This window comes from Saccharopolyspora mangrovi (assembly GCF_035320975.1).
GTDB lineage: Bacteria > Actinomycetota > Actinomycetes > Mycobacteriales > Pseudonocardiaceae > Saccharopolyspora > Saccharopolyspora mangrovi.
In genome coordinates this window covers 26,802-46,628 of the sequence record NZ_JAWLNX010000016.1, presented here as the reverse complement: position 1 = coordinate 46,628, position 19,827 = coordinate 26,802, and the positions used below count along the sequence as shown (strand labels likewise).

Genomic DNA, 19,827 nt, shown 5'->3' with positions numbered 1-19,827 from the left:
GAGCCCACAGCTCCTCCCGTGGTGCTGGTCCACGGCTATCCGGACACCAGCGCCGTGTGGCGCCCGGTCGCCGAGCGCCTGGCCGACCGCTTCCACGTCGCGGCCTTCGACGTCCGGGGAGCCGGTGCCTCAGACCGGCCCAGAGGTCTGCGCGCCTACCGGATGTCCCGCTTGGGAGCCGACTTGGAAGCGGTCCTCGACATCGTGAGCCCCGACCGCCCCGTGCACCTCGTCGGACACGACTGGGGATCGATTCACTCCTGGGAGTCGGTCACCAGCACTCGCCTGGCCGGGCGGATCGCCTCGTTCACCTCCATCTCGGGCCCCTGCCTGGACCACGTCGGCCATTTGATCCGCGCCCGCGTCCGGCCGACGCATCCGGATCTGCCGAAGATGCTCTGGCAGGCCGCACGGTCCTGGTACATCGCCTACTTCCACCTTCCGTTCCTCCCCGCCCTGACCTGGAGAGCACTGGGGCACCGCTGGCGCGCCTTCCTGACCGGTTCCCAAGGCGTGCCCGGCCACACCCCCTACCCCGCGCCGACGCTAGTCCGCGACGCCGTGCTCGGCACCGCGCTGTACCGCGCCAACATGCTGCCCCGCCTGCTGCGGCCCCGGAACCGACCGACTTCCGTTCCGATTCAGCTCGTCATCCCAACCCGCGACTTCTGCGTCACCCCGGTGCTGTCAAACGGGATCGAGCGCTGGGCGCGCCAGGTGCAAAGGCACCCGATCGACGCCGGGCACTGGGTACAGCTCAGCCACCCCGAGGAGATCGCGTCCCGGATCGCGGAATTCGCCGCTGGCATCGAAGACGGCTCCCACCCCACTCCGGACCACACCACACCCCATCCGACAGACGAGCAGCACAGACCGACTCCCTGACCACCCTTTCGCAGGTACCGATCGCCTATTGGAGAACCCGTTATGTCCAATGACGCACATGACCACGTGGAACGCCAGACCGACCCCATCAACCACCACGACCTGGTCTTGCATCCCCGGGACGTCGACTTCGACTGGGATGCCACACCGCTGCACTGGCTGCCGGGCGAGCCCTTCGCAACCCACACCTTCGATGTCCTCCACCTCTTGCTCCCCGAGCTCGAGCGCTGGTTCGTGCGCACCTTCGAGCAGGCACTGCCACTGATCACCGATGACCGCTTGCGCGAGGACGTCCGCGGCTTCATCGGACAGGAAGCGCTGCACGCCGAGGCCCACCAAGAGGTCCTGGAACACCTGCTCGCGAAGGGGCTCGACCCGACTCCGTACACCCGGCAGTCCGAATGGATCTTCCGGAGAGTGCTCGGAGACCGGCCTGAGCTGACGGCGGCCGCCACACACGCGCACCTCCTCCAACGGCTCGCCCTCATCGCGGCCTTCGAGCACTTCACCGCGTTCATGGGCCACTGGATTCTCAGCAACGAGGACTTGGACGAGGCCGGCGCGGACCCCACGATGCTGGACCTGTTCCGATGGCACGGCGCGGAGGAGGTCGAGCATCGTTCGGTCGCGTTTGACCTGCTGGTGCACCTCGACCCCCGGTACCGGCGCCGGATTTCCGGCATGCTCGTCACCGCTCCGGTGCTGATCCGCTTGTGGATCCGCGGGGTCCGCTTCCTGATGAGCGCCGACCCCGAAGTCGATGACCGGGTCAAGGTCCGCTTCCGCGACTACCTGGTCGCGGCCCGCAAGAACCTGTTGCCCCCGCCGGTCGCGTTCACCCGTTCGGTGCTGCGCTACTTCCTCCCTCGCTACCACCCGACCCAGGAGGGCTCGACTCAACAGGCCGTCGCGTACCTGGCCGTGTCCCCGGCTGCCCGAGCGGCTTCCCATTGACCCGGCAACCAGTGAGGCATCCCATGGACACCGGCACACCCGTCACTCCGCCGCCTGATCTGTACGGCAGGCCGGGCAGCGACTCCTTCATGCAGAGGCTGGCAGCCTTCAGCGACAACGCGGTCACGAGCCTCGCACAGCGCAGCGTTTCTCCAAAACGCCCGTCGGCCACAGGAAAGCCCGCCATCCGGGAACTGGTGGTCGTCACCAAGCACCACGAGGCCGAGGATGTCGTCTCCCTGCGGCTGGCAGCATCCGGCGGGGGAGAACAACTCCCGCCCTGGCAGCCCGGCGCCCACATCGAACTGCACCTGCCCTCCGGCCGCAAGCGCCAGTACTCGCTCTGCGGCGACCCGGCTGACCGGTACGCGTACCGAATCGCGGTGCGCCGCATCGCCAACGGCGGAGGCGGCTCGACCGAGGTACACGACGCGCTCCAAGAGGGTACGAGGGTCACCATCGCCGGGCCCCGCAACGCCTTCCCCTTCGCCGCCGATGCCTCCGTCCTGCTCATCGCGGGCGGCATCGGGATCACCCCAATCCTGCCTATGGCTCGGGAAGCTACCCGGCGCGGGCTCGACTGGAGACTCGTGCACACCGGCCGCAGCCGCGGCTCGATGCCCTTCGCGGCTGAGCTGGCCGAACTCGCGGTCGCAGCCCCTGGCCGGGTCTCCATCCTTCCAGACGACGAGTCCGGCGTGCCCGAAGCAGCCGAGATGTTGAGCTTGAGCCCGGCAGAGGGTGCGGTGTACTGCTGCGGGCCCGCACCCATGATCGACGGCGTCCGGCAGGCGTTCGGTGAGAGCCGCGCCTCCGCCCTGCACTTCGAGCGTTTCGCCCCGCCCCCGATCATGGACGGCCGTCCCTTCGAACTTCAACTGGGCGACACTGGACGGGTGCTCCCGGTGCCGGCCGACCGCTCCGCCCTGGACGTTCTCCACGAAGCCCGGCCGGACATGCCGTTCTCCTGCCGTCAGGGATTTTGCGGCACCTGCCGGGTACAGGTGTCCCATGGCCAGGTCGATCATCGTGACCGCCAACTCACCGACGCCGAACGCGCGGCCGGCGCCATGCTGCCCTGCGTCTCGCGTGCACCGGAGGGCGAACGGTTGGTACTGGAGATGTGATGGATGGCCGGGCGCTCACAGTATCGGGACAGCGATCAGACAACCGTTGACGGAAGCCGCAGAGTCACACGAGCTCGACCGGCCCCGCGTCGCTCGACAGGCGGGCCAGGAGGTAGGGCTTGCGGTGCAGGCCTTGCCCTCGCCGAAGGGCGACAGCCGGTTGAGCTGGTTGGGCGATGGCCTACAGCTGCCGGTCCGAGGCGAGAGACAGAGTGTCGACCCAGACCAGATCGCGTCCCGGGCAAGGGTCGGTAGGTGCCGTTCGGGCTCCTGCGCCAGTTCGCGTTGTGTTCCAAGTCGCCGCCGTAGGTCCGCCCCTTGTCGTCGCTCTCTAGGCTCAGCGTGCAGCCCGACGTCCTCGACCGTCGATGCCACCTCGCGTCCGTGCGTCCGGAGCGGCGAGGGCATCGGTGGAATCACACTGTGCAGCCGGCGGTTGGACAGCGGACAGCAGTAGAAGCGCGTGCCGTCGGCGCTGAGAGTGACACCGTCGGAGCCCGCCCCGTAGTGCGTGGGCTCGCCGCCCACCGGGCGGACCATGAAGTGCTCGCCGTCGATGACCGGAAGGAACCCCCTCACCCGGGAGCACCGAGGGATGCCCTGCCAGTCACCGGCAGGAGCGTCCCGTGCGAGGTCGACACGATCACCCCTGTAGGAGCCGTCCGGGTCGATGATGACGCTCTGCACCCGACTGAAGTGGCCGGCCAGGTCGGAGGCGTCCTGACAGTTCATGGAAGGGGAACGCTGCCAAAAGGCCAGGGGACCTGGCGCTCTCAGGTCTACCGGGCTGCCAGTCGGGTCTTCGCGACCATGCTGCGGTCGCCGAAGGTGACCATCGCGTGCACGGGTACGGTGCTGGCGCGTATCAGCGCCGCGAGACCCCTGCGGCCCTGTTTGCGGGCCAGCTCCGGCCCCATGGTGGACATCAGGGCGGTGAGGGCCGGCATCGGACGCCCGAAGAGCGTGATCTCCTCGATCTTCGCCTCGCCGTCGAGCCGCAGCAACTGCACCTCCTCGAACGACTGGGACCCCACCCGCGCCCGGTAGACCAGCGCGTACGTGTCGCCCCCGCCGGTCTGGGTGTGGTACCGGACGTCCTTGACCGCCGCGAACGCCGATGTCAGGAAGTCACCCAGCTGGTCAGATCCCTCGAAGCGGAACTGCTCGGTGAGCGGCGAGCTGAGCACGACGTCCCGGCTCAGGCACGCGACCGCGGCGTCGACGTCGCCGCGTTCCTCGGCGGAGCGCCAGATCGCGACGGTAGCGGCGGCGGAGTGCAGGGTCTCGGACATGGGTCTCTCCCGTTATTAACAGCGCGAACGGCTTTGTGGGTAGCGGGGCGCGCGAGGCAGGGCATGTCAGCCGGCCAGCTTGTTCATCGTGCGGATCTGCCTGTCCAGGACCCAGGTGGGAGCGAAGCGGAGCATGCGTGCGCGTCCGGCCATAGGGCCGGCGGCGTAGCGCAGCTTCGGCTTGGTTTCGGTGGCGGCTGTGACGATCGTCTTGGCGACGACGGCGGGGTCGTCACCGTCCTTGATGGCCTCCGTCATCAGGCGGTCGAAGATGTACCGCTGGTCGGCGTAGGTCTGCAGGGAGGTGTCGGGCTTAGCGCTGTTGGCCTCGAATCCGGTGTTGGTGTAGGCGGGTTCGACGAGGAGCGAACGGACGCCGTACTGCCGGACCTCGTGGTCCAGGGACTGGGAGTAGCCCTCGATCGCGTGCTTGGAGGCGCCGTAAACGGCCATGTAGGGGGCCGGGATAAAGCCCTGCACGGACGAAAGATTGATGATGCGTCCGCACCCCTGGGCACGCATGTGCGGCAGGACTTCCTTCACCATGCGCATGACCCCGAAGACGTTGGTATCGAAGACACCCTGGGCTTGCTCGACGGAAGTTTCCTCGGCCGCGCCGATCGAGCCGATACCGGCGTTGTTGACCAGGACGTCGATCCGCCCGAACCGGCTGATCACCTGCCCGACCGCGGCGGTCACCGACTTGCCACTCACCACGTCGAGATCGAAGAACGCCACGCCCCGCGGCGGGGTGAGGCGTGAGGTGTCGCGGCCCGTGCCGGCCACCTCAAAACCCGCCGCGACCAGCGCGAGCGCGGTCTGCTTGCCGATGCCGGAGGACGCCCCCGTCACGAGGGCCACCGGCCGCTTTGTCGTCGTCATGCGCGCTCCCGAACTCGCGTTGGAAACCGATCGGTTTCCATCTCGTCACTGTAAACCGATCGGTTTCCGTACGCAAGCAAGTAGGGATCTGATCCCGGGCCGCGCCACCGGCTGTCTTCAGGTTGAGCTGATTGGCGCCCGCAACACGGCGGCACGGGACTGATGGGCAGGCAGGAGAGACGCGAGAGCGTCAGCTCCGCAGTGCGATCGCCGAGTGCGCCCTCAAGGGCTATTTCGGCACCTCTACCGAGACGATTGCCGAGCGTGTCGGCGTCACGCAGCCGTACTTCTTCCGACTCTTCCCGGGCAAGAAGGCGATCGCCGTCGCCTTGACGAGGAGCACGGAAGACGCCCGCCGGACTCGCGAGAGCGCAGCCAAAGGATGAAGGGGCGCGAGCCTTCCCACCGGCGGGCAGCCCGCACGCGGTCGACCTCGACACACGAGGCGGTGATCAGATCGACGCGGTCCTGGTCATTTGGAGACTCTGGGAAACCAGGCCCTGCCGCTGGGCACCGATGCCGACAAGACGCGGGCTCGACTGCTCATCCATTCCCTTACGATCACCGGACTTCCGCCCGAACCCTGGGGAGCGAGGGCATGAAGCAAGCCGTAGGAGCGGCATCGGCCCGGAGAACACACCAGTCACCGAACCTGCCCGGAAAGGCGATGCGTCAGCGCATACCCGCCGCATCGAGCAGGGTGGCCACAGTGGGTGCGATGAGCCCTGTCAGGTTGTCGGCACCGATCCCCGCGCGGGCACTGGCACCATCGAAAACCAGGATCAGCTGACGGGCCAACAGGTCGGGATCGCTCGCCCGACCCCGTTCGGCCTCGGCACGGAAAAAGGCCGTCAACCCCCCCTTGATCCGGTATGCCACCTGGCTCGCAGGGTGACTCTGGTCCTTCAGCTCGATCTGCGCAGCCAAGTACCGACAGCCTCGGAACTCGGGCGCACCCGCCTGCAATTCCACCCCCTCGAAGACGTGCAGGATCCGCTCGCGGGGTGAACGGTTGTCGTCCGCCGGAGGGAGGGTCATCGCCACGTAGGCGGAGGCCTGTTCCTCCAGGCTCACCGCGAGCAGTTCGTCCTTGCTCTCGAACAGCTGGTACATGGAGCGCTTCGACACACCCGCCGCCTTGCACAGCGCCTCGACTCCAATGCCCACCCCGTCGCGGTACGTGAGCGTGGCCGCCGCCTCCAGCAGCCGCTCCCGAGTACTTGGCTTCGCCTTGGTGGTCACACTGCGAGGTTAGCTCGATTCCATCCGAATGAAAACCGATCGGTTTACGAAGGTTTGCGAAGCGACATCCGGCGCCGCCCCCAGCCGATCGGAAACCTTCAGCCCGAATAGCCCTGAGGGGAAGACGATAGGGCGACGGGCGTCCAGCTGGTGGGAATGCCCCATTCCGGCGCGTGCCCTGGACTGACGCACACGATTCAAGCAGGTCGGCAGTGGTGTGGGGCTTGCTCTCTCAGGCGGATGCCGATCGGCGAGAGGCATCAACGTCGAGCAGGACGGCAAGCTTCCGGAGGGCTCGGTGGTGGAGCGCCTTGACGGCGTTGACATCACGTCGAAGTTCGGCAGCTGTTTCAGCCAGCGCAATAGCGCAGTTCGAGGCACTGACGCTGATCATCAGTGAGCTGCGCGACGCAGTTTCTCAGTCGCGCATGATCTTCAGCACGCAGTGCGGCTTCCTCGGGCGTGTCATCTGTCATTGCCTCTTCGTAGGTCGTCACGGAGACGACTTCACGGCGATGACGCGATGACTTCAGATAGTCGAGCAGCAGGTGACGGGCAATCGTCGTCAACCACGCACCGATGTCGCTGCCCGTATAGCTAACGGTCCGGATGCTTCGAAGAGCCCGGATGAAGGTCTCGCTCGTGAGGTCTTCGACCAGCATCCGCTCTTTCGCGCGAGAAAGAAGGTATCTGTAGATGTATGGGGAGTACATGTTGTAGAGATCGGCGAATGCATCGCGATCCTCGTGTTGTGCGGCCTGAACCAGTCGCCACGAATCCGCTGGAAGGTCGATGACCCTATTACGTTGGCCGGCGATATGACCAGTATTGCTAGTAGCTGGGGTGACGGGAAGGCTGCGCATTAGCTGTCCAACCTCGTGAGCGTTTGGGGCGGGAGATCAATTACACGGTCAAGGTTCAACGATTAGCCACCAGCTAAGGCAGCAGGCCCTCTTTTCGTAGCCATGCCTCGGTGCGAGCCATGCCCTCCCTCAGGGGAACCTGGGGCTGGTAACCGAGTACGCGGCGGGCCTTGGCGGTCGAGTAAGTGCCGGTGCGAGTGAGATACCGCATCGAGACGGCGTTGACGTCCGTGCGGACGCGAGCAAGCCTCGATGCGGCCGCGACCGCCTCAGCAAGGGCCAGGCTCACCGGCGTGGGCACAACCACAGGACCGCGTTTGCCGAGCATGCGGCAGAGTGACCGAAGAACTCCCGGCAGCGCACCTCAGTTCCACCGCTGATCGTGAACACCTGACCGGCCGCCTGCGGGTGCGCGGCGGCCAACAGCAGACCATCGAGCAGGTCGTCGATGTAGACCGGGCTGAAGATCCCCTTGCCCATCGCCGGTAGCACGAACCGGTTGGCCCGAATCAGCTCCAGTGGGATCAGCGTCCAGGGTCGGGAACCAGGACCGTATACATCCCCGGGGCGGATCACCGTGACCGGCATTTCGCGGACGCCGTGGGCCTGCAGCACGACCTGCTCACTAGCGATCTTGGTGTCCACGTACGGGTTGCCGTCCGGACGCACGGGATGATCCTCGGTGACCCCGTCAGGAAAACGGAGGTCGGAGAAGGCACGCACAGACGACAGGTGCACGAGCCGTCGGGCACCGCCCCGTGCGGCCGCCTCCACCACGTTGCGAGTGCCCAGAACGTTGATCCGCCAACAGGTGTCCGGGTCAACGGCGTTCGAGACCACCGCGGCGGTGTGCACGACCAGATCGCAGTCGGCGGCATGGTCCTGCCAAGTCCCAGGGGTGCTGATATCGCCGGCCACCACCTGCGCCGACGGGTCGGCGATGAAGTCGACCCCGCGGACCACATCGCCCCGGGCGCGCAGCCGTGTGGCCAGGGCGCGCCCGATGAACCCGCCCATGCCAGTGATGAAAACGCGCATCACGCGCCGTGCCGCAGACTGCCGTGGACGAAGGTGGGGCTGGTCCCGGGGCTGACCATCGGCCTAGCGGTCAGCTCGCTGGTGGGGAAGAACTGCAGAAACCGGCTGTCCCGCTGGGAGCGGTCGACGAGGGTCTTCTCCACCACGCAGGAGTTGTACTGCGCAGCGGTGGTTTCCAGGACGTTGGCGTTGAGGATGACCTCTTGGCCCCAGCTGCGGGCCCACCCCTTCACGCCGGGGATCTTGCTGTGCTCCGGTGTGAGGCACTCGGTGGCGATCATGTTCTCCGACAGCGCCCACACGCCGGTGTCGGTGTTGAGGACCAGGGTCTGGTTGCCGGTGGCGTGCCCAGGAGTGCGGATGATGGCCACCCCGGGGGCCAGCAGCCGATCGCCGTCGATGGGCAGGATCCGCTCGGGGGCCAGATCGACGTAGGTCTCCGGCTGATACCACGGCCGCTGCAGCGGGTGCAGGTCGCGCATGGCCTCCAGTTCGGTGCGCTGCACCACCAGCTTGGCGTTGGGCAGCCACGCCGGGACCGGCGCGTTCGGTGAGATGTCGGCCTGCGGTTTGGTGGTGCCGATCAGGTGGCGCACGTCCTGGGTGTGCAGGTGGTCGAAGGCCACGTAGTCGACCTCGGCGGCATCGATGCCCACCTCGGAAAGGCGCTCGAGCACCGTTGCCTTGAAGTGGACCATCATGCCCAGCAACGGCTTCGGGGTGCGGGCCTGCAGCGTTGCGAAGTAGGGGGTGTTGCCGTCCAGCTCGGTGTCGCTGGGTTCCCACAGCAGTGTCCTGCGTCGGCCGTCGGTGTCGGCCCAGCGCACGATCACCAACCGGTTGGTGATGAACAGGAACGGCGAGGGGGACGCGGGGGCGCGCCACAGCCCGAACTTCGTCGGGTACGGCAGCGTGATCAGATCGTGGGTGGACACGTGCGCGGGCGTGCCGGTGGCGGTGAACTCGCGTTTGAAGTCGGTCGCGGCGGTGCGAGCCATCCGCAGGGTCGCACCTGAGCCGCCCTCGGTGCGGTAGATGCGCTCCAACGTCGTGATCGGCGCGCCCAGCTCGACGACCTCCGGGACCGGGATGGCCAGCGGGTGGGCCTGGGCCGGAGGGGCGACGAGAGGTGCTGTGGGCAGTGGGTTGACCCGCTTGTGCGCAGTCGTGGAGTTCGCGTCCATCTGGATCTCCTAATCGGGAATCGCCCGGTACTCGGGGGGCGAACGCAGGTCAGTGGGAATGTCTTATTGACCATTTCGCCGTCAACCAGGAGGCACCAACCGGTTGACTGCGGCGGTGGCCTGGCATTTTCGGCCGTTGCGGGTGAGGCAGTCGGGGCCGATGCTCGGCCGCAGCGAACACGGCCGGACCACCTTCTCGGCTGCCAGGCCGCCCGAGAGCCGTTTGATGCGGAGCCGATGACGGACTCCCAGTCTTGGATGGCTCCCCAGTCGTGGCCGACCAGATGCACGTTCTCGCAGCGGCGGCGACGTCCAGCACGGCCTTGAGATCGCCGACCACCGGTCGAGTTCGTAGCCGCCGTAGGACCAGCCCGGTCCGGACCGACCGGTCCCGCGCACGTCGTAGGTCACCAGGTGGTAGCGGGTGGTCAGGTGTGGCAGCACCGGGTTCCAGACCTCGCCGGTGTCGGGGTAGCCGTGGACGAGCACCACGGTGGGCGCATCCGGCTCGCCGCATTCGCGGGTGTGGAGCGTGACCCCGCCACTGCCGGAGAACCGGTGTTCCTTCATCGCTGCACTCCTTGGATCCACGAGGCCGTGGTCTACTGCCAGGACCAGTCGTCTCGGAGGCCACAGCCGTCCTGAGCTGGGAAGCGGGTGGCGTTACGTCGACGTTAAAGATCGTTGGCGTTCAACGGGAGCCGCTCCGTGGCCAAGGATTTAATATTTTCGGACAGGCACACAGGAGGCTTCGATGAGCGATTGGGACTTGCCTCGCGCCCCGGCGAGCGCCCTGGTGCTGACCGGACTAGGCGTGGAACGCGGAGTGCCGCAGGAAGTCAGCTTGCGTGGGACCCGTCTGGTCCCGGATGCGCTCGCCGATCCTCAGGCCACCGTGACCGCCCACCAGGAGCTGCAGATCATCCGCAACCTGCTCACCGCTCTTGGCGAGGACGTGCCGTTGGGCATCGAGGCCGGGATGCGTTACCACCTGACCACCCACGGCATCTGGGGCTTCGCCCTGTCCAGCAGCCCCAATCTGCGCTCCGCGATCGCCGTCGGCCTGCGGTACGTGAACCTGACATTCGCCTTCACCCGGATGTCCGCCATCGAGCAGTACGACGGGATACGACTGGTGCTCGACGGCTCGCACCTGCCCTCCGACGTCCGCCGCTTCCTGGTGGAACGCGAAATGGCCTCGAGCATCCACCTGGCGCGCCAGCTCTTGTCGGACCCGAGTGCGGTCTTCGAGGTTCACTTCCGCCACGCGGTAGCCGCTGCGGCCGCACCGTATGAGAAGGCGTTCGGCGAGCGGCCGACCTTCCAATCCGCCAACAACGCCGCCGTGGTCGACGTCGAGCTGCTGGATCGTCCCTTGCCGCAGGCCGATGCCCACACCGCAGCGGTCACCGAAGACCAGTGCCGCCGACTGCTGGCAGAGCGGCGGGCCCGAGCAGGCATCGCCGGCAAAGTGCGCGACCGCCTCGTGGCCCAGCCCGGGGACATGCCCAACATCGAGACCATGGCCGCCGAGCTGCACATGAGCTCCCGGTCCTTGCGCCGGCGGCTGACCGCCGAAGGCACCTCCTACCGGGCGCTGGCCGATGAGGTCCGCGAACACCTCGCCGAGGAACTGCTGGCCACCAAAGCGCTGAGCGTCGAGGAGATCGGCCGCCGCCTCGGCTATGCTGCCACGCCAGCCTTCACCACCGCGTTCAAACGCTGGAAAGGCATATCACCCCAGGCCTACGGGCGCCGCTAAACCACCTCGGTTGCCGACACGACCGAAGCGAACATCACGTCGACTCAATTCGCACGCTGTGGCCCACGGTCTTCGCCCTCCCTGAACCCAGCCATGACGCACAGGACCTGTTCGGCGGACCGTCGCACACGGGTAACTCACGCTGTCGTTGGTCACGATGCTGGTCGAGCAACTGTGCGGCTGGACGCAACTACGGAAGCCACAGGTTCCGCTACCTCGGTCCTTGCTACGGCCACCGGCGAGGGCCGAGAGAAGAGAGTGGTTGGACCGTTCCTCTCCTCCGCCAATGAAAATCGATCCTGACGAGCCCCAGACACTGGATGAGCGTGTGAAAGGGGGACGGTTCGCGGCGGAATGGCGAACCAGGAAGGCGCCTAGCTGGTCCTCAGGTCGTCCTCACTCTCTGGCGGCCGACCGTTGTAGGTGTTTGCGATAGTCCTCGGTGTGCTTCCGAACCAGCGGCGGAAAGACCTGTTGAGGGTGCTCTGTTCAGTGTATCCGAGCAGAATAGCAACCTGGCTGAGTTGCAACCGGGAATCAGCGATGTTCTTCGCGGCCTGCACCCTGCGTTCGCGGTCGATTAGACGCTGGCAGCTCACGCCTTCCTTAGCCAGACGTCGCTGCAGGGTCCGTGGGTGCACCGCGAGCTGTTCGGATGAGGTTTTCGACAAAGGCAGGTCTGACATCGGACCTCTAAGCTGTTGCGGGCAGAGAGGTTGTTGACGACGTGGCTGTAATCAAGGTGTTCCGAGCAGCGTCGCGACGGCTGCGTGCGCGTGGCGGGCTGGGGCGGGGTCGCCACTGATGCCGGCCGCCACGATGGCTCCTTCAGCGAGTAGGAAAACCGGTTCAACCACCGCTAGCCCGGTGGCGTGGACCCACACCGCGATCTGGTCGTGAAATGCCTGCTTGTGTGACCGGACTTCGGCTCGCACCGCCTCGGATGCGGGTCCGAGTTCGCCGTGGGCATTGATCCAGGCACATCCGCGGAAGCCGGGTTCTGCGAACCACTCGGCAAGCCAGTCGAAGATCGCGAGTACGCGCTCGTGGGGATCTTCGACCGCCTCCACGTGGGCGGTCAGGCTCGCTCTCCATCGCTGATCGCGACGCTCGAGCACCGCCACCACGAGGTCCTCCTTCGCCGCGAAAAGTCGGTAGATCCGCTTCAGCGGCAGACCGGATGCAGCACGGACCTCATCCATGCCGACCGCCTGGATCCCTTGCTCGTAGAACAGCCTTTCGGCTACATCGAGCAGGGCCTCGCGGTCCAGGCGGTTCTGTTCCTCGGTGATCGGGGCTGGCATCCGGCCTCCTTGGCATTGAGAACGTACGTTCCCTATCGTAGACTCCCACCGGTAGAGAACGAACGTTCTCAACATTAGGAGGCTGCAATGTCGGAAGATCGCCCGCCGTACCCACCGTTCACGCAGGAGACGGCCCTGCAGAAGGTCCAGGCGGCTGAGGATGCATGGAACACCCGCGACCCGCACCGGGTGGCCCTGGCTTACACGCCGGACTCGACGTGGCGGAACCGGGACACGTTCGTCCATGGCCGCGAGGAGATCATCGCGTTCTTGACCCGGAAGTGGGAGCGCGAACTTGACTACGCGCTGCGTAAGAGCCTCTGGGGCTTCCGCGAGAATCGGATCGCCGTCCGCTTCCAGTACGAGTGCCACGACGCAGAAGGCCAGTGGTGGCGCAGTTACGGCAACGAACTGTGGGAGTTCGACGAGCACGGCCTCATGCGGCGCCGCGAAGCGAGCATCAACGACGTTGCCATCACTGAAGCTGATCGGCGCATCCACGGCCCCCGGCCCACGGACGAGTACGGCGTCGACATCCCCCTCCGGTAGTGCCCGACACCACGCCCCTAAGTCGGTGGGCTCAGGCAACACGACCGTCTAGCCCACCGAGCTCGTGTAGCCGATAGGAAACGCTGTGCTCCACGCCAACGCGCCCCTCTCCATCGAGGGACGACGTCGCCTCGTCGAACGCTGTCCAACCCGACCGATCGCCCATGTCGCAGCAGAGATGGGAATCTCACGAGCCTGCGCGTCGAAGTGGGTCAACCGGTGGCGACGTCACGGTGACGCCGGACTGCTCGATCGATCGTCGGCACCACGCCGGAGCCCCAACGCCACACCCGCCCGGGTCGTCGAGAGGATCGAGACCTGGCGACGCGACTACAAGTGGCCCGCCCAGCGCATCGCCGACGATCTCGCTGACATCGAGTTCTCGATCAATCGCCGCACGGTGACCCGGCACCTGGCCAGACTCGGCCTGGGCAGGCGCCGGTTTATCGATCCCGGCGGAGACAGCAACCGTAAGCCAGGGAAGATCACTGCCCGCTGGCCCGGCCACAGGCCCGAGCGAAGATCTGGTTCGCAGACCACGGAATCGACCATATCCACCGGATCGTCACAGACAACGGTGCGTGCTATCGCTCTGGCGACTTCGCTCGAATCGTCGGCAACCAGGCGAGGCATACGACAACCAAGCCGTACACGCCGCGGCACAACGGGAAAGTGGAGCGCTATCAGCGCATTCTGGCCGAGGAGCTGCTCTACGCCCGCGACTTCTCCTGCGAGGCTGCCCGCTCAACAGCGATCACGGTCTGGAACATCCACTACAACTACCACCGACCACACACCGGGGCAGGCGGTCGGCCACCAGCCTCACCACTCCCGACAGGCGTAACCAACGTCCAGCCCTCATACGGCTAGCTGGCAGCAGTCCTGGCGCGCCACTCGCCCCACGGTGGAAACCGCCAAGCCGTTCGCGAGAACCCGCCCGGAGGTACCCGGGCGGAGTCCGCGGGTTCAGAGCCCGGTGCCGAGTGCCTCGTCAACGAGCAACATGTCTGAGCTGACGGCCACAGCCGCGAGTTGAGCGCGGGATTGACAACTCAGCTTCTTGAGGATGTGCTCGACGTGAGTGGACACGGTTCGCGAGGTGATGTACAGCTGGGCCGCGATATGCGGGTTGGAATATCCATCGACAATCAGGTGCAGAATCTGTGCCTCTCGGTGGGTCAAGCCGAAAGGCCACGGAATAGCTCGCTCAGTAACCAGAGTTACCTGACCACGACAGGGGATGATCTCAATCCGGTGGCAGCCCCCAACCGGGTTTCCCCAGAGGTACCGCCCCCGTTTCAGCATCCTGGGATGCCGGGAGAGCAGTTCCCTCAGCTGGCTGCCTTCAGAAAGCAATGGCCCCGCGGAGCGGCCCGGCATCTCGGACACCCTGCCCTCGCTGGACACGAGCACTGCATAGGCATCGGGGCCCATACGTTCGAGCCCGCGTTGGGCGTTCCCAAGCAGGTCGCAAACGTTGGCAAGCAAGGGGCGAAAGCCATCGATGATGTTGCGCGCCTCCTCGGTGGCGTCGCTCGTTTTCGCCCAGCTGACGTGCAGCGCGCCAGTGTACCGTCCGTCCGGAAGCCGGAGGCACAAGGTCGTGCCTTCCTTGAATCCTGCGGGAAGGAGGAATGCCTCGGCGGTTTCCGTGTTCGCGAACTTAAGGTCCCAGTCCCGATCCATGTCTCGCCAGCGGAGGGCGCGCGGGACTCGGGTGTGCAGAAGGTGAAAGGCGGGGTTGTTCGCGACGTAGTCGTCGTTGATGTGTTGCTGAACGTGTGGCTCGTAGCCCTCGCTCGCCAGGGTGATGTGCCGATGTGTGCCCGAGCCGGCATTCCAGGCAGACAAGGCATACGCCGCCCACGGTATCGATTCTCGGAGTGCCCGCATCGCGGCGGCGGCGCGCGCATGCAAGTCGTCCGGCTGGGGAACCTCGTCCTGGTCCTGTCCAGCCATCGCAGGAAGCAAGCCCTCGATCTGCATGGCGTTCCTAGCCGCGTCGACGCCAGGTGCGGACGTCTCCTGGCATCCCGAGGCCGCACCGCGACGGATCGACTCTGTGTTGGTCGTCGGCATCATCCTAACCCGTCCCAGCGCCATGAACTGGCAGTCTGGACCTGCGAAACCAGCGTGCTGCCTTGGCGTGAACTGGATCCGGCGCGAAAACCAGAAGCTCCGCTTGGGGACGAGCGCTCCGGGCAGATCACATGGTGGGCTCGTGTGTTACTTCTTCCGTGCCACCGTGGCGCCGGGTTCCACGCCGCCCAGCAGCGCTTGGGCGGCTGCGGTCAGGAGATGGTCGCCGACGAGGTGGCCGTATTGATCGTTGGCTTGATCTCGCTCGACAGGATCAAGACCGCGATCGGGTGTCCGTCCTTGTGCCGGTAGCGCTTTTCGATGCTGACGGTCTTGGCCGACGTTGCCCGGCAAGGCACTAGTGGCTGCCGTCGTCGTAGTCGCTGAGGAGTCGGCGCATGATCTTTCCGGACGAGGTGACCGGCAACTCGGTCACGAATTGGAGCGCTCGCGGGATCTTGTATGCGGCAAGGTGCGTGCGGCAGTGCTGGGTAAGCGTCTCGCGTGTTACTTGTGTGCCAGCTTTCAGCATGACGTAGGCCTTGGCCAGTTCGCCCTTGGCCTCGTCGGGTACTGCGCCAACGGCAGCCGCCGCCACCGCGGGATGCATGCAGAGCACGCGCTCGATCTCGGCCGGGTAGACGTTGAAGCCCGCCGTCAGGATCATCTCCTTCTTGCGGTCGACGATTGTGAAGTATCCGTCCTCATCCATCGTCGCGACGTCACCGGTGTGGACCCAGCCGTCGGGTTCGACGGTTTCCGCGGTTGCCGCCGAGTCGCCGTAGTAGCCCTGCATGACGAGTGGCCCACCGAACATCAGTTCCCCTCGCTCGCCCACGGGGACTTCCTTGCCGGGATCGTTCATGTCCACAACGCGCATGGCATTGCCGGGATAAGGGATGCCGATCGTCCCGGGCTTGTTGGGGCCGATGATGGGGTTGGCGCTGGCGACCCCGGCGAGCTCGGTCATCCCCCACACCTCGTGGACAGGACAGCCGGTCCGCTCGCTGAACTCGATCGATTTGGCCGCGGGGAGGGTCTGGCCGCCGACCCAGCAGCGCGTCAGGCTCGAAAGGTCGGTCTTCGCGAAGTCCGGGTGCGCCAGCAAGTAGTAGTAGGCGGTCGGGACTCCGTCCATGAGCGTCGCACGATGCTCGCTGATCGCTTCCAGGACGGCCGTCTCGTTGAAGCGCGGGATCATGATGAGGCACGACCCGGCCATCACCGAGGCGTTCAACACACAGGATCCATACACATGCGAAATCGGCAGCGCACTGACGATCCGGTCCTGGGGACCTCGCGCCGCCATTGCACAGGTACCGATGGCCGCACCGATCACAGCGCGGTGGTTGTGCATCGCGCCCTTGGGGCGCCCGGTGGTGCCTGAGGTGTAGCAGAGCGCGGCAAGATCGCTCGGCTGCCGGTGCACGGGCGCGAAGTTCGGCTTTCCACCTGCGCGCCAGCCTTCGAATCCGTTCGCACCCTTGTCTACCGGTTGGCCCCACAGGATGACGTTGGAGAGATTCGCGGTCCCGCGCAGGTCCAGCAGAGGCGCTCCCTTCTCCGCGGAGGCCACGACGGCTCGTACTCCGGCATCCTCGATCACGAAGCCGACTTCCTCAGGCGTCAGCATGACGTTGATCGGGATGACGACGGCACCCGTCTTCGCGATCGCGTAGTAGGCGACAACCCACTCCCAGCAGTTGGGGCCGTAAAGCGCGATCCGGTCGCCGGCGACCACTCCCGCTGCCACTAGTCCGTTTGCCATGCGGCTGGATTCCTGTTCCAGTTCCAGGAACGAGAAGCCGCGACCTTCGATCACCAGCGCGGTGCGCTTGCCGAACCGCCGCGCCGCCTCCGGCACGATCTCACCGATCGTCGACGTCATTTGAACACTCCAAGTCTGCTCGCAGGTCTATCCGAAGCGGGCGGCGCCGTGGGGGGCAAGGTGACCTTGTCCCCCACCGGCGGTTGCGATGCCGCCCTGCTTACCCATGCCTATGCGAATGCGGGATCTGTCAGGGCCATGGCAGGAACGGGGTCACCTCATGGCGACTTCGGGCCGCAGATGGCCCCAAGGAGCGGCCTCTTCGAAGCGCGCCGAGAGACGAAGCACGTCAGCATCGCGGAAGCGTCGTCCGACGATCTGCATCCCGACAGGAAGAGTCCCCTCGGCGAACCCGGCGGGAACACTCGCGACCGGGTGCATGGACAGGTTGAAGGGCCACGTGAGCGCCCAGCCGAGCCAGGCGTGCACCTGCTTTCCGCCGACGACCTGCGGGCCGAACGAGATCGTGTCGATCGAAGGAGGCAGACTGGCCAGCGTCGGGCACACCAGGAAGTCGTAGTTCGCCAGGATGCTCTCCACCTGGTCGTACCACCGGCTACGAATAATATCCAGGTTGAGGTAGTCAACGGCAGACATCGCATTTGCCCGTTCGAAGAGTTCGAGCACGAAGTGCGTCATCCGAGGACGATTCTCCGGGGTCGCGTACTTCTCGAAGAGCGCAGTGCTCAGCGTCGCCCACTTTCCGATCTCTGCCGAGTAGGTCTCCTCGGTGAGCGTGACCGGCACCTCTTCGACCTTGCATCCGAGGTCGCCCAGCGTGCCCACCGCCTTCTCCACGACTTCCTTCACTCGCGGGTCCACCGCCCAGCCGAGGTCGGGCGAATAGGCGATCTTGAGCCCCTTGACGTCCCCCTGAAGGGCACCGACGTAATCTTCGCCGGTGTCCGGCAGCGAATACGCGTCGCGCCCGTCCGGCCCGGCCCAAACCGACATCAGCAGGGCGGCGTCCCGCACGGTCCAGGTCATTGGCCCGAAGTTGAGCAGCGATTCGAAGTGCGTCTCCAGGATTCCGCTTGGGATTCGACCGAACTGGGGCTTCAGGCCGAAGGTGCCACAGCAGGACGAGGGCATGCGGATGGACCCTCCGCCATCGGTCCCTTCGGCCACAGGCGCCATCGCCGTCGCTACTGCGGCCGCTGAGCCACCGGACGAACCACCCGAGGAATGCGCGGGATTCCAGGGGTTCCGCGTTGCCCCGTGGAGAAGGTTGCGCGAGGATGCCCCCGAGTGCGCGAACTCGGGACTGTTGGTCCGGCCCATCTGGATTCCGCCGGCCTTCTTCGTGCGCTCCACGATGACCGCATCCGTGTCGGGCACGTGGCCCTCGAACGCCCACGACCCGAAGGTGGTCTCCACACCCTTTCCGACCGTGATGTCTTTGATGGCGACAGGCACGCCATGCAGGGGGCCGAGCTCCTCACCGGCCATGACCGCTGCCTCCGCCTTGCGAGCCTCCGCACGCGCCTGGTCGTGAAGAACCAGGCAGTACGCGTTCACCTCGGGATTGACCTTGTCCGTTTGGTCGAGAAACGCGTCGACGACCTCAACCGGCGAAAGGCGCTTTTCCCTGATCGCCGCAGCCAATTCGGTTGCATCCATAAGGCAGATCTCATTTGTGCCCACGGCAGCCTCCTCGATAAGGGAGTGAGTAGTTCATGGATCTGTTCAGTCCGACTCGGCCTTGGTGCACCGGTAGCAGCATCCGTCCGCAGAACCGCGGTCCGCAGTTGGAGTCCGCCGAAGGTCTGCTCTGGCGATGCGTCGAACTCGCCTAGAGAGTCACTGCGCGACGGACAGGACTCCATACGTCAATCAACCGATATTCCCTTCGGTAGCCGGTCGCTCACCGTACGTGCCCTCGCGGTGGGCGGGCCGACACTGCGGGGCGGCTATCGGTCGAATGCCGTATTCCGCTGGTCGGCGGGGGGCGCGACGCTGAACACGTCAATCTGCGTTCGCACAGGAGCCCGCATGAGCAAACTCGACGAAGTCCTCGCCGACCTGGAGGTGGAAGGCGACCAGCTGGAGTCACTGGTAGCGGGTCTCACGGACCAGCAGTGGCTTGCTCCGACGCCGGCTGAGGGGTGGACGATAGGCCACCAGATCGCCCACCTGGCGTGGACCGACGAGGCGGCCGTCATGGCGGCAACCGACCAGCAGGGCTGGAACGAGTTGGTTCTGCGAGCGGATGGCGACCTCAACGCGCTGGTGGACGCCGGGGCCTCGACCGGTGCGAAGACCTCGCGGATCGAACTGCTGACTCGGTGGCACACAACCAGAACGCTGCTCGCGAAGACCCTCCGCGCCCAGTCCGAAGGCCAGAGGCTGCCGTGGTTCGACCAGCCGATGAGCCTGACCTCGATGGCAACCGCCCGGTTCATGGAAACGTGGGCGCACGGCCTCGACGTCGCCCAAGCCATGGGCCTTGCTTCCAAGCCGACCGACCGCGTGCGGCATGTCGTACATCTCGGCGTCCGAGCCCGTTCCTTCGCGTTCAACACCAACGGCTTTGCGGCCCCGGAGGATGACGTGTTCGTTTCCCTCCGACTGCCTTCGGGCGAGGTTTGGGAGCACGGCTCTCCCCGCGCGGACAACGCTGTCCGCGGCTCGGCCTACGACTTCTCGTTGCGGGTCACGCAGCGCCGCCATCGCAGCGACCTGGACCTCGTCGCAACGGGCCCCGTGGCGGACAAGTGGCTCGACATCGCGCAAGCGTTCGCCGGTCCACCCGGTAAAGGTCGACCACCATCGTCGTGATCTTCCGTGCGGAGCCGCAAAAGCCCTCAGTGGGCAGCTCGGACGCCAGCGGCCGGCGGA

At 66.0% G+C, this 19,827-nt stretch carries 20 protein-coding genes and 1 pseudogene; 8 read left to right on the top strand and 13 right to left on the bottom strand.

Annotation, left to right across the window (positions count from 1 at the left end):
• Window positions 1-18 precede the first annotated feature (18 nt).
• The 3 genes from R4I43_RS21710 to R4I43_RS21700 are packed head-to-tail and all read left to right on the top strand — an operon-like array spanning window position 19 to window position 2,966.
• Entirely contained in the window at window positions 19-885 is an 867-nt protein-coding gene (locus R4I43_RS21710) for an alpha/beta fold hydrolase (RefSeq protein WP_324267516.1), read from the top strand.
• Between the two features lie 42 nt (window positions 886-927).
• The gene (locus R4I43_RS21705; protein ID WP_324267515.1) at window positions 928-1,839 is read left to right on the top strand and encodes a metal-dependent hydrolase; all 912 of its coding nucleotides are present in this window, start codon (window positions 928-930) and stop codon (window positions 1,837-1,839) included.
• Between the two features lie 23 nt (window positions 1,840-1,862).
• On the top strand, window positions 1,863-2,966 hold the full coding sequence (locus R4I43_RS21700) for a PDR/VanB family oxidoreductase (protein ID WP_324267514.1): 1,104 nt from the start codon (window positions 1,863-1,865) through the stop codon (window positions 2,964-2,966).
• A gap of 779 nt (window positions 2,967-3,745) precedes the next feature.
• On the opposite strand, the gene R4I43_RS21695 is transcribed toward R4I43_RS21700, so the two are convergent.
• Together R4I43_RS21695 and R4I43_RS21690 are read right to left on the bottom strand one after the other, a co-directional pair.
• Complete coding sequence (locus R4I43_RS21695) at window positions 3,746-4,258, bottom strand: nuclear transport factor 2 family protein (RefSeq protein WP_324267513.1); 513 nt, start codon at window positions 4,256-4,258, stop codon at window positions 3,746-3,748.
• Between the two features lie 66 nt (window positions 4,259-4,324).
• Window positions 4,325-5,140, bottom strand: a complete 816-nt coding sequence (locus R4I43_RS21690; protein WP_324267512.1) for an oxidoreductase — start codon at window positions 5,138-5,140, stop codon at window positions 4,325-4,327.
• A gap of 131 nt (window positions 5,141-5,271) precedes the next feature.
• Between R4I43_RS21690 and R4I43_RS34370 the strand changes: the two genes are divergently transcribed.
• Entirely contained in the window at window positions 5,272-5,526 is a 255-nt protein-coding gene (locus tag R4I43_RS34370) for a TetR/AcrR family transcriptional regulator (protein ID WP_407691286.1), read from the top strand.
• A 286-nt stretch (window positions 5,527-5,812) separates the two neighbouring features.
• Here the strand turns inward: R4I43_RS34370 and R4I43_RS21685 are convergent, their stop codons facing one another.
• The 5 genes from R4I43_RS21685 to R4I43_RS21665 form a co-directional block, all read right to left on the bottom strand.
• Window positions 5,813-6,382 carry a TetR/AcrR family transcriptional regulator gene (locus R4I43_RS21685; RefSeq protein ID WP_324267511.1) on the bottom strand — a complete coding sequence of 190 codons (570 nt, stop codon included), beginning with the start codon at window positions 6,380-6,382 and terminating at the stop codon, window positions 5,813-5,815.
• A gap of 350 nt (window positions 6,383-6,732) precedes the next feature.
• Window positions 6,733-7,245, bottom strand: a complete 513-nt coding sequence (locus tag R4I43_RS21680) for a sigma-70 family RNA polymerase sigma factor (protein WP_324267510.1) — start codon at window positions 7,243-7,245, stop codon at window positions 6,733-6,735.
• A 285-nt stretch (window positions 7,246-7,530) separates the two neighbouring features.
• Window positions 7,531-8,262: an NAD-dependent epimerase/dehydratase family protein gene (locus R4I43_RS21675; protein ID WP_324267509.1), complete on the bottom strand. Its 732-nt coding sequence runs from the start codon at window positions 8,260-8,262 to the stop codon at window positions 7,531-7,533.
• Window positions 8,263-8,282: 20 nt separating this feature from the next.
• On the bottom strand, window positions 8,283-9,467 hold the full coding sequence (locus R4I43_RS21670) for an MBL fold metallo-hydrolase (RefSeq protein WP_324267508.1): 1,185 nt from the start codon (window positions 9,465-9,467) through the stop codon (window positions 8,283-8,285).
• 81 nt (window positions 9,468-9,548) lie between these two features.
• Window positions 9,549-10,037, bottom strand: a complete 489-nt coding sequence (locus R4I43_RS21665) for an alpha/beta fold hydrolase (protein ID WP_324267507.1) — start codon at window positions 10,035-10,037, stop codon at window positions 9,549-9,551.
• A 256-nt stretch (window positions 10,038-10,293) separates the two neighbouring features.
• Here R4I43_RS21665 and R4I43_RS21660 point away from each other — a divergent pair, with 256 nt between their 5' ends.
• A complete protein-coding gene (locus R4I43_RS21660; protein ID WP_324267506.1) occupies window positions 10,294-11,229 on the top strand; it encodes an AraC family transcriptional regulator in 936 nt (311 codons plus the stop codon).
• A gap of 374 nt (window positions 11,230-11,603) precedes the next feature.
• Here the strand turns inward: R4I43_RS21660 and R4I43_RS34365 are convergent, their stop codons facing one another.
• Window positions 11,604-11,915, bottom strand: coding sequence for a helix-turn-helix transcriptional regulator (locus R4I43_RS34365; protein WP_407691285.1), 312 nt, complete (start codon window positions 11,913-11,915; stop codon window positions 11,604-11,606).
• Window positions 11,916-11,966: 51 nt separating this feature from the next.
• Complete coding sequence (locus R4I43_RS21655) at window positions 11,967-12,533, bottom strand: TetR/AcrR family transcriptional regulator (protein WP_324267505.1); 567 nt, start codon at window positions 12,531-12,533, stop codon at window positions 11,967-11,969.
• An 87-nt stretch (window positions 12,534-12,620) separates the two neighbouring features.
• Between R4I43_RS21655 and R4I43_RS21650 the strand changes: the two genes are divergently transcribed.
• Complete coding sequence (locus R4I43_RS21650) at window positions 12,621-13,082, top strand: nuclear transport factor 2 family protein (protein WP_324267504.1); 462 nt, start codon at window positions 12,621-12,623, stop codon at window positions 13,080-13,082.
• 85 nt (window positions 13,083-13,167) lie between these two features.
• Window positions 13,168-13,952: pseudogene (locus R4I43_RS21645) on the top strand (integrase core domain-containing protein).
• Between the two features lie 96 nt (window positions 13,953-14,048).
• Here the strand turns inward: R4I43_RS21645 and R4I43_RS21640 are convergent.
• The 4 genes from R4I43_RS21640 to R4I43_RS21630 form a co-directional block, all read right to left on the bottom strand.
• Complete coding sequence (locus tag R4I43_RS21640) at window positions 14,049-15,068, bottom strand: helix-turn-helix transcriptional regulator (RefSeq protein WP_324267503.1); 1,020 nt, start codon at window positions 15,066-15,068, stop codon at window positions 14,049-14,051.
• Between the two features lie 240 nt (window positions 15,069-15,308).
• A complete protein-coding gene (locus tag R4I43_RS34360; protein WP_407691284.1) occupies window positions 15,309-15,515 on the bottom strand; it encodes a diguanylate cyclase domain-containing protein in 207 nt (68 codons plus the stop codon).
• A 4-nt stretch (window positions 15,516-15,519) separates the two neighbouring features.
• A complete protein-coding gene (locus tag R4I43_RS21635) occupies window positions 15,520-17,049 on the bottom strand; it encodes a class I adenylate-forming enzyme family protein (RefSeq protein WP_324267502.1) in 1,530 nt (509 codons plus the stop codon).
• 153 nt (window positions 17,050-17,202) lie between these two features.
• A complete protein-coding gene (locus R4I43_RS21630; protein ID WP_324267501.1) occupies window positions 17,203-18,633 on the bottom strand; it encodes an amidase in 1,431 nt (476 codons plus the stop codon).
• 348 nt (window positions 18,634-18,981) lie between these two features.
• Between R4I43_RS21630 and R4I43_RS21625 the strand changes: the two genes are divergently transcribed.
• Window positions 18,982-19,767: a TIGR03084 family metal-binding protein gene (locus tag R4I43_RS21625; protein ID WP_324267500.1), complete on the top strand. Its 786-nt coding sequence runs from the start codon at window positions 18,982-18,984 to the stop codon at window positions 19,765-19,767.
• Window positions 19,768-19,827: the final 60 nt, after the last annotated feature.

Coding starts and splice junctions, on each gene's coding strand:
- R4I43_RS21705 (WP_324267515.1), top strand. CDS start 928: ATGTCCAATGACGCACATGACCACGTGGAACGCCAGACCGACCCCATC.
- R4I43_RS21700 (WP_324267514.1), top strand. CDS start 1,863: ATGGACACCGGCACACCCGTCACTCCGCCGCCTGATCTGTACGGCAGG.
- R4I43_RS21695 (WP_324267513.1), bottom strand. CDS start 4,258: ATGTCCGAGACCCTGCACTCCGCCGCCGCTACCGTCGCGATCTGGCGC.
- R4I43_RS21690 (WP_324267512.1), bottom strand. CDS start 5,140: ATGACGACGACAAAGCGGCCGGTGGCCCTCGTGACGGGGGCGTCCTCC.
- R4I43_RS21680 (WP_324267510.1), bottom strand. CDS start 7,245: ATGCGCAGCCTTCCCGTCACCCCAGCTACTAGCAATACTGGTCATATC.
- R4I43_RS21675 (WP_324267509.1), bottom strand. CDS start 8,262: ATGGGCGGGTTCATCGGGCGCGCCCTGGCCACACGGCTGCGCGCCCGG.
- R4I43_RS21670 (WP_324267508.1), bottom strand. CDS start 9,467: ATGGACGCGAACTCCACGACTGCGCACAAGCGGGTCAACCCACTGCCC.
- R4I43_RS21665 (WP_324267507.1), bottom strand. CDS start 10,037: ATGAAGGAACACCGGTTCTCCGGCAGTGGCGGGGTCACGCTCCACACC.
- R4I43_RS34365 (WP_407691285.1), bottom strand. CDS start 11,915: ATGTCAGACCTGCCTTTGTCGAAAACCTCATCCGAACAGCTCGCGGTG.
- R4I43_RS21655 (WP_324267505.1), bottom strand. CDS start 12,533: ATGCCAGCCCCGATCACCGAGGAACAGAACCGCCTGGACCGCGAGGCC.
- R4I43_RS21650 (WP_324267504.1), top strand. CDS start 12,621: ATGTCGGAAGATCGCCCGCCGTACCCACCGTTCACGCAGGAGACGGCC.
- R4I43_RS21640 (WP_324267503.1), bottom strand. CDS start 15,068: ATGCAGATCGAGGGCTTGCTTCCTGCGATGGCTGGACAGGACCAGGAC.
- R4I43_RS21635 (WP_324267502.1), bottom strand. CDS start 17,049: ATGACGTCGACGATCGGTGAGATCGTGCCGGAGGCGGCGCGGCGGTTC.
- R4I43_RS21625 (WP_324267500.1), top strand. CDS start 18,982: ATGAGCAAACTCGACGAAGTCCTCGCCGACCTGGAGGTGGAAGGCGAC.